The sequence below is a fragment of the Tritonibacter horizontis genome (assembly GCF_001518015.1).
In the GTDB taxonomy this organism is placed as follows: domain Bacteria; phylum Pseudomonadota; class Alphaproteobacteria; order Rhodobacterales; family Rhodobacteraceae; genus Epibacterium; species Epibacterium horizontis.
Map to the genome: position 1 here is coordinate 1 of NZ_LPUY01000048.1, position 13,609 is coordinate 13,609.

Genomic DNA, 13,609 nt, shown 5'->3' on the forward strand with positions numbered 1-13,609 from the left:
AACGCAACAGGTTGTAAGGGTCGGCGCGGCATAAACCGGAGCGCGGCATTATGGGCCAGCTCATGGGCCCAGACCCCGTAGAAATTGCGCGGGTCCTGGAACCGCGTGATGGATGGCATGTAGACCTTGTCCACGGGGGGCAAATAGTACGCCTCCGTGCCCGTGAAGACGGTCATGATGTCGATGGCATCGAAAAACGCCTGCATGTGCGGGATGGGCTCGGACGGGGGATTTTCAGGCGCTGGAGCGGGGTCCGGATAGAAACTGTCGGGCAGGCCCTCGATCTGGCAGGCATTGAACACGCGGTAGGATTTCTGGAAGCGAAAGACGCGGGCTTCCTCAGAGCTATCATCCCCATCGCTGCGACCGTCCTCATCGGCGGCGTTCGTCCGGCTTTGTCCGTAGTAGACGACGACAGACGACTTCTCGCCCTTGCGGACCTTTGCGTCCAACGCATTGGCCTGCGGCAGCGTCATCCAGAAGGGAGAGCTGTGGCCCGCCATCACGGTCCGCATGGTCAGCAGGAAATTGTTCACGCCCTGGTAGGGTTCCCCGCCCACGCGCAGGGGGCGACAGCTGCCACCTGCGGTCCATGGCTTGCGCCACGGCAGGACGCCGCGCTCGATGATGCGGATGATTTCGTTTGTGATGACCTCGGAGGCATCGAATTTGGGCGTACGGGATCGGGCCATGGCTGGCCTCCTTTTCGAGTTTTGGTGAGAGGGAGTGGTGACTAGGTTGACCGACGGGGCCGCGGATCGTTGGCGATCTTGGCACCGAGGGCTTCGACCATGTCGATGTAGGTGGTCAGCGAGACGGACCTGCCAGGACCGCAAGGGTCAGGGTCGGTCGATCCGTCCCGCGCCACCCGCGGCAGGTTCGCGAAGACGATGACATCGGTGACGGTTCGGATATCGATGAACGGAGTCCCTCGTGCGACCGCAAGAGCGGCCAAGGGAAAGCGCTCGATCGGCGCGAAGGTCGAGACGGTGGTCCAACCGAGATGGAGGAATGTCCCACCCTCCCCGCAGATCACATGCGCGTTTGGCAATGACGCCGCCTGCTTCAGATAGCCGAAATCACGCAGGACGGTCTGGCGTTTGAGCCGCTGTGCCAGCGCCGTTTGGCCAGTTCGGCGCAGCTCTCTATGCCGCCACCAGGAGGCGGCGGTTGCGCGGAGCACGCGCAAGACACCTGATTGCATAGGAATGCCCTTCATCCGGAACGGCAGACCGGAACCCGGCCCGGACCCATCTGCGGGACCCCAAAGGCCCTCATCCGTCAGTCACAAAACCCGAAGAACACTTTCACTTTCCAACCGCCAACTGGACCGCGGAAACTGACAAGGGTCCGACACCACCGCGATTCCCAAGGACTTCATGCAGTCAGTGCCGGTTGGGGTCCAAGATCGGCAAGGTATATCGGCAACCCCAGCCCGACCGCAGCAGTCTTTGGCATATTATCAATAATTTATCTGATGTTCTCGATCGGCAAAAAACGCGCCTACTGCGACTTTTCAGGCCCAAAAATCAGGATTTCCGGCGTTCAGAGCAATGCAGCGTTACGGATTAGCATGGGAAACGAAGGCACAGCGCCTCCTGACAGCTTGAAATTCAGCAATATTGTCGCTATATACCGTCAGTATCACTGTAGGAGCATAGATCATGCACATCACGAACTTTGCTGAAGCTGGGCAATTCGAACCGCGCAAGATCGCCGCGGTGCTACGCACGTCAGCAGAAGAGATCGCATTGACCGTCGGCTTGGGCAAAGACGCGTTGCAGAGGCGAACCCGCATTGGTTCGGACAAGACGCAGCGCCGCCTGCGCGAATTGGTAGAGGTGCTGAACAAAGTCGAGCCCCGCTTCGGCTCAGAACTGATGGCCTATGCATGGTACCGGTCAGAGCCCCTGCCCGGCTTTGATGGCCGGACAGCCATGCAGCTGGTGCAGGAAGGCAAAGCTCAGCAAGTTCTGGAATACATCGATGCGGTCGATGCGGGTGTCTTTGCCTGATGCCGCTGAAAGATGGGCGCTACACGGGGCCACTCTATCGCGCCCTGAACCCGGTCTATGCGCGTGAACCTCTGTCCGGACGAGGCGCTGAACTCTATGGAGGGCGCTTCAATGCCAAGGGCACCCCTACCCTCTACACCTCGCTGGATCCCGCGACCGCTCTTAGAGAAGCCAACCAGGTCGGCAGCCTGCAACCCACGATCCTGGTGTCCTACAAGGCCGACCTTGGGCCTATTTTCGATACCCGCGATCAGGACGGACTTGACCGGTATGGCGCGACCGAGGCGATGCTTGCCGACCCTGCATGGCGCATGAAGATGCTCGATGGCCAATTGGTGCCGACACAGGAGTTAGCACGGGCCCTCATAGCAGATCGGTTTGCGGGGCTCCTGATCAAGAGTTTTGCGAAGGGTGCGTCGTTATCGGACTTCAACATCGTGCTGTGGGCCTGGACTGACAACAACGGTTCTTTGGAAGTGGTGGATGACGAAGAGCGGCTGTCACGCATGTGAGTTGTGAGACTTGGTGCCGGATCTGTCCACCGCGGTGGACATCGGCCGGTCGGAGGAGCACGGAATGACCGCGCAGTATCGCCCTATTGGAATTTGGCTCGGTGGCTTTGATGCATGTGGAGAGACCGCGCGTCATTGGACTAGGTGTTTAGTCCCATCGTGTGCTGGTCTAGTTATCTGTGACCATCAGAAGGACGCACTATGGGACAAATTCTTCACGGCAGCGCCACGACCACGCACGCGATCCGAACAGCAATACAGCGATCGTGCGCTTCGAACGCGGCGCTGAGCCGGGAGTTGGGCATCAACGTCAAGACCGTCGCCAAGTGGCGCAAGCGTCAGACGGTTGAAGACGTGCGGATGGGTCCGAAGGAAGCGCATTCGACAGCTCTCAGCGTCGAGGAGGAAGCCGTGATTGTCGCTTTCCGGCGCCACACGCTGCTGCCGCTCGATGACTGTCTCTACGCCCTGCAGCCGAGCATCCCACATCTGACGCGTTCTTTGCTGCATCGATGCCTGCAGCGCCATGACATCAGCCGTCTGCCGGGCATGGAGGGCGACAAGCCGAAGAAGAAATTCAAACGCTACCCCATCGGCTACGTCCACATCGACATCGCCGAGTTGCGCACGGCCGAGGGCAAGCTTTACATGTTCGTAGCCATATACCGGACCTCAAAGTTCGCCTTCGTGCGGCTGGAGAAAAAGGTCGGCAAGATGGCCGCTGCCCAATTCCTGCGCGATCTCATCGCGGCGCTGCCCTGCAGAATCCACACGATCCTCACCGACAACGTCCTATGTCGGGAATTTCCGGCTGCTTAGGTCAGCAGGTCATGGAGCATCCGGAGCCCCGGACGCCCTGACAGGTTTGCCCAGACGGGCTCTGCCGTCAAGAAATGATCTCTTCCATAGCAAACACAGGGTACGCGCTCCGGCGGCCCTCACCGTCCTTAATACGAGATCCCAAATCCCAAGCAGAAAGCCCGAACATTATCTACGAGGTCAGCGAACTGCCTCCACGGCCATTACAGAGAGAGGTACTTCCGCCTGGGCTCACCCCTCGAAGAAGGGGCGATAAGGTTCACCGTGTTTGACCACAGCGTGAACGGTGCGCGCCATCTTGGCAGCAATCGCGGTATAGGCCTTGCGGCGCAGGTGAGCATTGTGCCGGTCCTTCGAAATGTAACGCTCGAACTTGTCGCGGAAGCTGTTTGTCTTCTTCAACGCGGCCGTCTGACCCGCCATCCAGAGCGTGCGCCGGAGCCGGGCATTGCCATATTTGGAGATCTTGCTTTGTCCGCGGACCATCCCGGATTGCACGGTGGCGAGATCCATGCCGCAGAACTTAAGGAACTGGCGGTGATGCCGGAAGCGGCGCAGATCACCCGCCTCAGCCAGGATGGTCATTGCGTTGATCGGGCCGATGCCAGGGATGGTCGTCAGCAGCTGATAGTCAGGCAGGCCGGACAGGAGTTCGACGGATCTGGCCTCAATCTCATTGCGCTGTCGGATCAGGCTGCGGCCTTCGGCGAGAACGAGGCGGAACATACGCACGGCGTCGGAATCCGGGCCGACAGGAAGCCCGACTGAACCCGCAGCAGTCGTGTAAATGTCTGAAAGCAGGCGTTCTTTGGCAACCTTGCGGCCGACGACTTGCCAGGCATCGGCGATGAATGCCTGTCGGCTCATGGCCGAGATCATGTGAGGGGACGGGTACTTATCGAGAAACGCCAGGAACCAATCCGTCCGGGAGCTTCTGTGAAACCGCTCGGCTTCGGGAAAATAAAGAGGCAGGTAATGGGTCAGGATGCGATGCCAGAGTTCGGTCTTCGACCGCGAAACGATCTCATGGGTCTTTGACAGTTCCTGAATGTCAGCGGTTCCGGTGGCCAGCGGATCATGGAAGAACTGCACGGCTCCGATCTCCAGCATGTGAAGGATGACCTGGGCGTCCTTCGGATCGTTCTTGTCCCAGCTGTTATGCAGGGCCTCGCGTGTCCGGGCCAAACCCACGGAGGACACGAGCTTCAGTTCGAACCCCGCTTGGCCGAGATAATGCGCCAGTGCCCGGTGATAGTTGCCGGTTGCTTCGAACCCGATACGAACCGGCAGGCCGTAACCGGAAAGAGCCGCCACCAAACGTTGAAAATCGTCCAGGGTGTTGGTGATGGTCATGCGGCGGCGGCGTTTCTTGCCGGGAACGCCAATCAGCACTTCATGGCGGTGTTTGGAAATGTCGATGGCGACCAATAAGGTCGAGACGGTAAAATCAAAAGCGGTCATAGCCGGTCTCCTCAGCGGTGTGGTCTACGCAAAACCACTGTTGAGACCTGAGACCCGGTTATGGCCACCCGCTGCGCGGTTTGAGGGCTGCGCGCGTGGCCATAACCTCTCAGCGGCCAATCTTCCCGACGTGCTACGGCATCCAGTTCACAAACCGCAAACAGGATCGCTATGCGATGGAGCACATCTTCGACCGGGTCTGCTCAGAGCACGGGATCGAGCATCGCCTGACAAAGGTGAACCATCCCTGGACCAATGGCCAAGTCGAGCGCATGAACCGCACGATCAAGGAAGCGACCGTCAAGCGCTACCATTATGAGGCACACGCTCAACTCGAAACCCACCTCGGCGACTTCATCGCAGCCTACAATTATGCGCGTCGCCTCAAGACGCTGCAGGACCTAACGCCATTCGAGTTCATCTGCAAAATCTGGACAAGAGAGCCAGAAAGATTCACTGTCGATCCAACCCATCACACGCTGGGACTAAACACCTAGTTGCCAGTCAGACGTCCACCGCGGTGGACACTAGGCGGTTTGCATAGCAGTTTTGGATAGTCGCTTGATCAAAGCCACTGGATCAAACTGGTCTTGACGTTGGCCCAAGGTAATACTGTGAAAATACGCTCCAAAGTCCCTGATGCGTTTTCCAAGTTGTAGCATGATGAAGATCGCGCATGACGCTTTCTGAGCTCCTACTGCATTCATGGCTTTCTCGAATGTATCTGGGTGAATCCCCATCATGGGTGCAAGTGTTCGAGCATGGTTTTCAATGTCCAACCAGTTTCTAAGTCTCTCTGTGGAGAACGATGTCGCTTGATCGCAAACTGAGGTTAGCAAGTCTGGTTTCAGAGCTTCATTGCCTATGTTGCTTTCTAAATCTTTTTTTTCTTCTTCAGACTTAGATTGGTGTCGGACAGTTTGTCCGTCATTGGCGGGCAATTCTACAGTTTCTGGTGGGTCATCTGGGGTATGCAAACTCTGGCATTCTCTGTCTGTGTCTGCGAGTAGCGCGTGGTATTCAGGGAGGCTCAGCTTCCTGCGCAGAGCTTTCCGTGCGTGGTTGATGAATGTGTTGCTGGGATCATGCTCTTCCAAATGGGCGAGCTTTGTAAGGATCTGTTTGCGGGCAAATATCCGATCCCGCCGGTTATTTTCCATCTCATGTGCGATGGCGACAAGCTCGTTCGCGCGTTGGAGGAGGGGGGCTAGAGACAGTCCATAGCTGATGCATTGACCGTCGGATGAGCGAACGCGGTAGCGCTTTCGGTTCGAGCTGTCATTGCGCTTGATGAAACCGAGTTCAACGAAACGGTTGATGTGTCTGCGGAGGGTCCGTTCGTCGATACCGCCGACGCGCTGGCAAATCGAGTTGTTGGACGCGAAAACCGTTTCGCCATGGCCTGGTTTCAAGAAACTGAGCATTGCTTGAAGTGTTTGGATATGGCCAGGACGTAGACCGAACACGCTGCGTGCATCTCTCAGTGCCCTGAAGATGGTCCAAATGTCGGTTTCAGCCGCAGAAATTGGACCGCGTGATGCATCAGCACCAGCGGTTCCGATCGATAGTTTTGTAAATGCCATGGTTTGTTCACGACGACCGTTTGGCCCACAACTTCCCAGTCTCTTCCCAAGATTTCGCTCAGAAAAAGGCAATAAAATCCGTCCACCGAATCGGTGACTCTTGACCGGTTTGCTGGAGGTTGCTACATCATGAGTGCTAATCGAATGATGAGGGCTCTCCAGGGGAAACTTTGGGGGGCTCTTTTCTTTCTGGTCTTCGCTTTTCTCCTCTGCTCGCGTTACTCTGTGTGGCTTGGGTTAGGACCCAGAGCCGCTCTCATTCCGCCACTGTTCGAAGAGCTGCAAAAGCGTTGCCTCCGCGCGCTCTTCGAGCCATCGGCCGAATTCTGGGTTGTCCTTCTTGGCGATCTTGATGGCGATCGTTTTCTGATCGACTGTCAGCGTTCCCACAGAGCTACCGTCCCCATCTTTGACGACGGACGTTAGGCTGCGGTTGGCTTGCTTATTGTCGCTACGCGCCTTGTTCGAGCAAGCCGAGTAGACTGCCTGAAACTTCTCCGCGCTTGGAGTGTCGTCGGGCAGGGCGGCAATCGCCTCTTTGGCCGTGTTCACCAGATCTATCTTTTTCGAGAACGCCGCCAGGTCACCCCATTGCCGTCGTCCGATGCCATGTGCCGGCCCGATCAGCTGTACAAGCCCTTCTGGCAGTTGCTCTATGACGACGCGATGGTTGGATACGCCCTGCCGTGTCAAGCCTAGAGCATCCTGAATAACGTTTGGCTTGTAACCTGATTCCTGCATCTCTTTGATAAAAAGAGATTTCTCGATAAAAGACGGGTCTAGTCGGAGGTTGTTCTCTTGGCCCTGTGCGATCAGAGATGCGTCGTCATCCAAGGTTCGAACGATCGCCTTGACCGTTCCGCCGACCATGCGGATTGCTGCAAGTCTGCGTCGGCCGTAGATGATACGGTATCTGTCCGGTTGGGCCGATGGACGGACCATAATTGGCACTTGTTGCCCATGCTTGCGAATGCTTTCGGCCAACTCATCAATACTGGAATCCTCCAGCACCAACCGATCGCGCAGACCATCCATGTCAATCTGATCGGGCTCGATGTCCCGAATGGAATTCGCGGTGATCTCGCGCAAAGAGTCGCGCAAGCCGCCAACAGATCCTGGCAGTTTTGCCGCTTTTGGCGGGGTAGGGGAGGGGGCCGCGCTCTCCTTCTCGTCCTTTGGAGGCTGATTGAAGATATTTCGGGCCATCAGCGACGCCCCCATGCCATTTGGATTGTTTGCTCCAACTCATCGCCAACGCCGTTCACGCTGGTCAGAGCGCGATCAATCGTTTTCCTGATGAACTGGCTCGGATCAACTTCGTAGACGGTTTGCTGGGTCATACCGGCGTCCGAGATTGCTGTAGACTTCAGCATTGGCTCAGTCATGACCTGTCCGGCCAAGATCGATCTCAGGTAGCCCGCCATCTGGGTCTGAGGCCCGTCCGACGGCTCGTATCTCGTGATCAAGAACTTTACGAAGTCCCATGTAACGCGCCGGCCAATGGCTTCTTCGACAGCCTTTACCGTTTCCGAAGCAAGTTTCAGGAACTGGCTCATTGAAGCAATGTCGAGCATGCCTGGTACGACCGTTACCAGGAGTCCCGTCGAGGCTGCCAACGCCGTTAGGGTCAGAAAGCCAAGTTGAGGCGGGCAGTCGATCAGAACGATGTCGTAACGCGCCTCAACTTCCTCAAGCGCTAAGGCGAGGCGCTCCGCAAATATGGGCTGCACCCGACGGGCGAGGGCGTTTGCCGTCTCAGTTTCGTATTCCGAGAGCATTAGGCCCGCCGGAACCATATCGAGCTTATGGAAGTAGGTCGTTTGGATGACGTCGGCGAGTGGAACTTGCTCCTCATATCTCAGAGCATCATAGATTGTGCCGCCTTCAGCGAACTCGAGCTCAGGCCGAAAACCGAAAAAAGTGGTCAAACTTGCCTGCGGATCGAGATCCAAGACCAACACTCGGTAACCTCGCAAAGCATACCGTTGTGCAAGATGGATCGTCGCTGTTGTTTTTGACGATCCGCCTTTGAAATTGACGACAGATATCACCTGGAGACGATCGCCTTCACGTCGACCGGGGCGGTAGCTTTCTGCGTTCTTTCCGGTGCGCCCCAGAATGTCGCGCAGCTTATCGATCTCTTGGGCTGTGTAGAACCGGTGTCCGCGGTTGTCTGTATGAACTTCCGGGAAGCTGCCGTCCTTGTGCCGGTTGCGCAGGTTAGATGTGCTAACGCGCAGGAGGCTGGCAACTTCGGTAGAACTGAAACGGCGCAGGGACTTTCGTTCTTCGGGCTCGAAAGCGATCTTCATCTGGCGATCCAAAGATTCAGCCAGATTGTCGGCAAATGCTCCGATGTCAGAAGAGCCTATGCCTTGCGCGTATCCAACGTTACGATCATCCATGTCCTGCCGCCCACTCTCGGCCTCTGTTGAGGCTCTTGGTCATTCTGACGGTGTACAGCGCGTCTGACGCGCTTTGCCGTCAGAACGGGAATGCCACGATCAAGTGAGTCCGGCAAGAGGAATCTAGATGTAGTGTGAAAGTTATCCACAGCACCAATACGTACAGTCACATCAAGATAACCGCAAGTTGTTGATTTTATGGCAATAAGTCCACAAGACCGTGCTTCAAGCCACTCATGAGGATTGTTTGGACGGTATTGGCTAAACCCATGCAACCAATGGCACAATTGACCTTCTGACGGTGTTTGGAGCGATAGATCCAGCTGTTTGAGCCTCTGCTAGTTACAGTTGGGAGTGAGCCGATTCTGATGAAATTAGGCCAAGCCGCTCCGCTCGTTCGAGCAACATTTTGACCGAAGACGGCTGCCAGTTGGCACGACCTCGAGGGGTCCGTTCGCGCATCGATTCCAGCCGGTCGCAGATCGCCTGCAGCGTGATCTCGGGGTCCGCGCCTTTGATCGCGGCGACAATCGCCGGCAGGCGGTCGTCGGTGTAGCGGCGCCCGGCGCGGGTCAGCACCTCGGCGGGCAGGAACCCGTCGCGCACATAGGCGCGCACGGCGCGCAGCAGGCGGCCCTGGGTCCAGCGCCGATCCGGGGGCAGGGGGGCGTTGATGATCCGCAGCACGTCCTCCCAGGCCATGTCGGGCCGCAAGCGGCGCACATGGGGCACCCAATCCTGCGCGGTCTCGTTCAGGCGCTCCATGTAGCCGTCCTGCCGCGCCAGCCGCACCTTGCGCAGCGCGGCGGGATCCTTGGCGCGTAGCCCAGGATTGCCACCAACGCGCCCTTTGGCGCGCGCAGAGGCAAGCCCGGCCTTGGTGCGTTCGCGGATCAGAGCGCGCTCGAACTCGGCCGCGGCACCCAGAACCTGCAGCGTGAACTTGCCTTGCGGGGATGCGGTGTCGATGGGATCCTGCAGGGAGCGGAAGAAGGCGCCCTTGGCCTCTAGACGTTCGATCACCTCCAGCAAGTGCGACAGAGACCGCGCAAGCCGGTCGATCCGCACAACGACCAGCGTATCGCCGCTCTGGACGCGTTCGAGCACGCGTGCCAGCACTGGTCGCGCGCGATTGCCGCCCGAGGCGTGCTCTGCAAAGATCTCGACGCAACCCGCAGACTGAAGGGCCTCAGACTGGGGCAGGGGGGTCTGATCCTCTGTGGAAACACGGGCGTAGCCTATCAGGGGCATGAAATCGGGCCGTTTGCAATTTAAGGTATCGCTACTAAACGACCGTTTGTAAGCGAATGCAAGTGCGGGCTCTGTGGGGCTGTTCAATACAAAGCCCTTGGTTCCCTTACGCTGAGCGCGATCAGCGAGCTCTCGCAGACCATTGCGCGCGCGTGCTATATAAGGTGTGCAGGCGCACCCTGACAAAACCCTTGGATAAAACGCAAAAGTACCATATTTTGCACATATGGAGCCTCAAGCATGTATAAATTATAGTATTTTTGATGATCCTCTTGAGGATGCGGAGGAGCTTGAAGAGACTTCTGAGGACGACCTGTGGTTCCTGCCCGGTCCGATGGAAGAGGAGCCGCATTTTCTGCCGCCCGGACCTAGGGCCGAAGTGCGTGAGACCGCTGTTCTCGACGATTGGCGACATGCCGAGGCGGGCCATGCTGCCCGCCTTGCCCGTGTGGCCTGCCGGATCGGGGCGTTAGACGACCGTCTGAAGCGTGGCCCGGAAGGCTGGCGGCACAGGCTTGCGTTGATCGAGGCGGCAGACCTCAGCTGGTTTGCAGGCGACCGAATTGGCCCGGATCGGCTGGCGCTCTGGATATCCATGCGCTTGTCCGGCGTGCAGGACGACACCGCAGCGCTTGCGCGTGTCGGATGGGCGGTGCGGCGTCTTACAGGCGGTCCCGGCCCAGAGGTGGACCTGTCCGCCTTCCTCGATCGCCGTGACCCCGAGAACATGGTGGATGAAGCCGAGCCCTTCGCGGATCGCGCGGGCGGGTGGCTTGACCTGATGGCGCAAGCCGCCGACCTGCACCCGATCACGCGTGCCTGCATGGGGTTTCACCTCTGGAGCCTCGCGGGCCTCGGACAGCAGAGCAACCGCATGGAAGCGGCGGTCACGGCGTCGCGCATTGCCGCGCATGAGGGCGAGGGGGCAATATTCGCACCCCTGGCCATGGGTGGGGCGGGGGCGCTGCGCGCCGGCGGCCCCCCGGCTGAACGTTTGGCGCGATGGCTCGAGAAAATGGAAACGGCCTGCCTGACCGCGATGCGGCACCTCGACGATATCGAGACATGGTCGGCGCTGGCGGAAGCCGAAATGACCCCACTCTCGGGCAAGACGCCGCCAGCCCTGCGCGGAGTGCTGACCGAATGGCCCCTGGTCTCTGCCCCTATGGCCGAGGCCCTGACCGGAGCCAGCCGCGCCGCTGTCCAGCGCAACCTCGCCTGGATGGAAGCGCGGGATCTGGTCCGCGAGCTAACAGGGCAAGGACGGTTTCGAATGTGGCGCGCCACAAACTGATGGTCGAACCGATCTGTGCGGCGGCCATGTTGCGTCTATCCGCAGCGCAGCTGAAACGGTGAGGAGCGCCGTTTTCCAGATTCTCGAGGTCAAAGAGTTCGGCTGATCGGCTGAGACAATTCGGCTTTCGCCGCGTCCCCAACTACCATGAAAGCATTGTCGACTGGGTCGTGACCGGTCTGCGGGTATAAACCGGACAGACCATACAACGCTCCAAGCGACGAACGTGCCGTTGTCGTAACGGCCTGTCTAATGATGTCTTTTTGAAAATCGCCGACGAAAAGAGCAGGGGCAGGACATGAAGCTGCAAAATCTCGAACGCCATCAAGCCTGGATCTATCTCGCTGCCATCCTCTCCGGTCTGGTCTTGGGCGCGCTCGCGCCCAGTATCGCGGGGGTGTTAGAAGCACTGCTGTGGCCGGTGCTGGGATTTATGCTTTTCACTACCTTCGCTCAGATGCCGCTCGCGCACTTGCCGCGCGCGACGCGCGACCGGCGTTTCATCGGCACCCTGCTGATCGGCAACTTCGTCCTGGTGCCGCTGCTGGTCTGGGGGCTGATCGCGTTCCTGCCTGACGATCCTGCGCTTCGGCTCGGGGTGCTTGTCGTGCTGCTGGTGCCCTGCACCGACTGGTTCATCACATTCACCTATCTCGGTCGCGGCGATGCGGTGCGTGCCGCGACCGCGACACCGATCCTCCTCGCGGTTCAGTTCGCCTGTCTGCCGCTCTTCCTCTGGCTCTTTCTGGGCAACGCATTCCTTGAGCTTCTCGCCGCCGATCGCATTGCCGCCGTCTTTGCGGCGCTTATCCTGCTGCCGCTCACAGCGGCTTTCCTGCTGGAGCGTTGGGCAGAGGCGCGCCCGGAGCGGGCCACGATAGTAAATCGCCTCGCCTGGCTGCCGGTTCCGCTTCTGGCTGTCGTGGTGTTCCTGATCGCGGCCTCGCAAGTCGACGTGGTACGGGATGCGCTACCGGTTCTGGCGCAGGTGGCGGGCGTCTACGTCGCCTACCTCGTCGCCGCAGCACTTCTGGGTGCGGCGACCGGGCGGGCGGCCGGATTGCCCACTAGCGTGCGACGAACGGTCATCTTCTCGCTCGGAACCCGCAACTCCTTCGTCGTACTTCCGCTGGTGCTGGCGCTCGGACCGGAGTGGAACGTGGCGGCCGTGGTCATCGTCTTCCAGTCGCTCTTCGAGCTCTTCGGCATGGTCGCCTATCTGTGGATCGTGCCGCGCTATCTGGTCCCCGAAAATGCGGCGAACACGCAGGACTCCGCGGCGAACGAATGATCGCAAACAACGGCGCTGGCACCATTGCCCGCTTGGCTGACATGCGTGGGCGTCCTCAACTATGGCCCTTCAGGTCACCTCCGTCAGCGCGTCGATCACAGGGCATTCAGGGACATCGTCACCGGTGCATTGCGCCACGGTGGAGGACAGCACGCGTTCGATGCGTTTGAGATCGTCGATCTTGGCGCGGACCGAGGCGAGATGCGAATTTGCAAGACCCTGCACCTCACCGCAGGTCTGGACCCCGCCATCGACCAATGCGAGCAGATCGCGGACTTCGTCCAGCGTGAACCCCAGCTCGCGTGCCCGCATGATGAAGCGCAGGCGCCCGACATGGCTCTCGTCATAGGCCCGGTAATTCTTCGACGTGCGCGGCGGCTCGGGCATGACGCCGATGTTCTCGTAGTAGCGGATGGTCTCGAGGTTGCATCCGGTCAGTTTGGCCAGATCGCCGCGCCTGAGGACCTTCACCGATCTGTGATGATTATTCACACCAAACCCCCTTGAGCCTGTACCAGCTACAGACCCTAGATTGAGATCATCATTGAGGCAAGGATGATTCGAACCATGACTGAAACCACATCTGCGGGCCGCCAGACGGCAATGGGCGAAACCCCGGCTGCCGACAAAAAGACATGGGCGACAACCGGGCTCGGCGTACTCGGCGCGCTGGCCATGACCTCCTGCTGTATCCTGCCGCTGGTGCTGGTGAGCTTCGGCGTCACCGGCGTGTTCATCGCGCAGCTCGGCGCGTTCTATCAATACAAGTGGATCACCTTCGCGCTGAGTGCCGCCTTCATCGGATACGGCTTTTACAAGGCGTATAGCCCGATCCCGGCCGAAGCCTGCGCCGACGGCACCTGTGCGCGGCCGATGAACCGAACACTGATGCGATCCATTCTCTGGGTTGCCACCGCGATCGTCGCCGTGGCGATGATCTTCCCCTACCTGACACCCTACCTTCTGTCCTACTGAAAG

12 protein-coding genes and 3 pseudogenes are annotated in these 13,609 nt (G+C 59.0%); 7 read left to right on the plus strand and 8 right to left on the minus strand.

The features are described from left to right. A partial coding sequence (locus TRIHO_RS07220) for an ArdC family protein (RefSeq protein ID WP_068241704.1) occupies positions 1-692 on the minus strand: 692 nt, incomplete at its 3' end. A gap of 41 nt (positions 693-733) precedes the next feature. Continuing rightward, positions 734-1,219 (minus strand): hypothetical protein, encoded by a 486-nt coding sequence (locus TRIHO_RS07225; RefSeq protein WP_040641957.1) that lies wholly within the window; start codon positions 1,217-1,219, stop codon positions 734-736. Positions 1,220-1,664: 445 nt separating this feature from the next. Here TRIHO_RS07225 and TRIHO_RS07230 point away from each other — a divergent pair, with 445 nt between their 5' ends. The 3 genes and pseudogenes from TRIHO_RS07230 to TRIHO_RS07240 form a co-directional block, all read left to right on the plus strand. Next, a complete protein-coding gene (locus TRIHO_RS07230) occupies positions 1,665-2,015 on the plus strand; it encodes an MbcA/ParS/Xre antitoxin family protein (protein ID WP_005617048.1) in 351 nt (116 codons plus the stop codon). Further along, positions 2,015-2,527 carry an RES family NAD+ phosphorylase gene (locus tag TRIHO_RS07235; RefSeq protein WP_005617050.1) on the plus strand — a complete coding sequence of 171 codons (513 nt, stop codon included), beginning with the start codon at positions 2,015-2,017 and terminating at the stop codon, positions 2,525-2,527. Before TRIHO_RS07230 ends, TRIHO_RS07235 begins: the two co-directional genes overlap by 1 nt. 201 nt (positions 2,528-2,728) lie before the next feature. Beyond that, positions 2,729-3,316 (plus strand): annotated as a pseudogene (locus TRIHO_RS07240) (IS481 family transposase); the annotation flags it as partial. Between the two features lie 202 nt (positions 3,317-3,518). Here TRIHO_RS07240 and TRIHO_RS07245 read toward each other — a convergent pair. After that, positions 3,519-4,807 (minus strand): annotated as a pseudogene (locus TRIHO_RS07245) (IS110 family RNA-guided transposase). A 137-nt stretch (positions 4,808-4,944) separates the two neighbouring features. On the opposite strand from TRIHO_RS07245, the pseudogene TRIHO_RS07250 reads away from it, so the two are divergent. Then, positions 4,945-5,304: pseudogene (locus tag TRIHO_RS07250) on the plus strand (integrase core domain-containing protein); the annotation flags it as partial. Positions 5,305-5,334: 30 nt separating this feature from the next. On the opposite strand, the gene repC reads toward TRIHO_RS07250, so the two are convergent. From repC to TRIHO_RS07270, 4 genes are all read right to left on the minus strand, one after another. Continuing rightward, a complete protein-coding gene (repC, locus tag TRIHO_RS07255) occupies positions 5,335-6,390 on the minus strand; it encodes a plasmid replication protein RepC (protein WP_005617058.1) in 1,056 nt (351 codons plus the stop codon). A 237-nt stretch (positions 6,391-6,627) separates the two neighbouring features. Continuing rightward, the gene (gene repB, locus TRIHO_RS07260; protein ID WP_227511963.1) at positions 6,628-7,596 is read right to left on the minus strand and encodes a plasmid partitioning protein RepB; all 969 of its coding nucleotides are present in this window, start codon (positions 7,594-7,596) and stop codon (positions 6,628-6,630) included. Continuing rightward, a complete protein-coding gene (gene repA, locus TRIHO_RS07265) occupies positions 7,596-8,795 on the minus strand; it encodes a plasmid partitioning protein RepA (RefSeq protein WP_005617064.1) in 1,200 nt (399 codons plus the stop codon). Before repA ends, repB begins: the two co-directional genes overlap by 1 nt. Before the next feature lie 342 nt (positions 8,796-9,137). Next, complete coding sequence (locus tag TRIHO_RS07270) at positions 9,138-10,046, minus strand: recombinase family protein (RefSeq protein ID WP_046002650.1); 909 nt, start codon at positions 10,044-10,046, stop codon at positions 9,138-9,140. Between the two features lie 226 nt (positions 10,047-10,272). On the opposite strand from TRIHO_RS07270, the gene TRIHO_RS07275 reads away from it, so the two are divergent. Together TRIHO_RS07275 and TRIHO_RS07280 are read left to right on the plus strand one after the other, a co-directional pair. Next, entirely contained in the window at positions 10,273-11,340 is a 1,068-nt protein-coding gene (locus tag TRIHO_RS07275) for a hypothetical protein (RefSeq protein ID WP_046002651.1), read from the plus strand. 298 nt (positions 11,341-11,638) lie between these two features. Further along, entirely contained in the window at positions 11,639-12,631 is a 993-nt protein-coding gene (locus TRIHO_RS07280; RefSeq protein ID WP_046002652.1) for an arsenic resistance protein, read from the plus strand. Between the two features lie 69 nt (positions 12,632-12,700). On the opposite strand, the gene TRIHO_RS07285 is transcribed toward TRIHO_RS07280, so the two are convergent. Then, entirely contained in the window at positions 12,701-13,102 is a 402-nt protein-coding gene (locus tag TRIHO_RS07285; protein ID WP_064260196.1) for a MerR family transcriptional regulator, read from the minus strand. A 96-nt stretch (positions 13,103-13,198) separates the two neighbouring features. Between TRIHO_RS07285 and TRIHO_RS07290 the strand changes: the two genes are divergently transcribed. After that, positions 13,199-13,606: a mercuric transporter MerT family protein gene (locus TRIHO_RS07290; protein WP_005611032.1), complete on the plus strand. Its 408-nt coding sequence runs from the start codon at positions 13,199-13,201 to the stop codon at positions 13,604-13,606. Positions 13,607-13,609 lie beyond the last annotated feature (3 nt).

Bases quoted from the DNA above. Each gene is read 5' to 3' on its own strand.
- TRIHO_RS07225 (WP_040641957.1), bottom strand. From the start codon at position 1,219: ATGAAGGGCATTCCTATGCAATCAGGTGTCTTGCGCGTGCTCCGCGCA.
- TRIHO_RS07230 (WP_005617048.1), top strand. From the start codon at position 1,665: ATGCACATCACGAACTTTGCTGAAGCTGGGCAATTCGAACCGCGCAAG.
- TRIHO_RS07235 (WP_005617050.1), top strand. From the start codon at position 2,015: ATGCCGCTGAAAGATGGGCGCTACACGGGGCCACTCTATCGCGCCCTG.
- repC (WP_005617058.1), bottom strand. From the start codon at position 6,390: ATGGCATTTACAAAACTATCGATCGGAACCGCTGGTGCTGATGCATCA.
- repB (WP_227511963.1), bottom strand. From the start codon at position 7,596: ATGGCCCGAAATATCTTCAATCAGCCTCCAAAGGACGAGAAGGAGAGC.
- repA (WP_005617064.1), bottom strand. From the start codon at position 8,795: ATGGATGATCGTAACGTTGGATACGCGCAAGGCATAGGCTCTTCTGAC.
- TRIHO_RS07270 (WP_046002650.1), bottom strand. From the start codon at position 10,046: ATGCCCCTGATAGGCTACGCCCGTGTTTCCACAGAGGATCAGACCCCC.
- TRIHO_RS07275 (WP_046002651.1), top strand. From the start codon at position 10,273: ATGGAGCCTCAAGCATGTATAAATTATAGTATTTTTGATGATCCTCTT.
- TRIHO_RS07280 (WP_046002652.1), top strand. From the start codon at position 11,639: ATGAAGCTGCAAAATCTCGAACGCCATCAAGCCTGGATCTATCTCGCT.
- TRIHO_RS07290 (WP_005611032.1), top strand. From the start codon at position 13,199: ATGACTGAAACCACATCTGCGGGCCGCCAGACGGCAATGGGCGAAACC.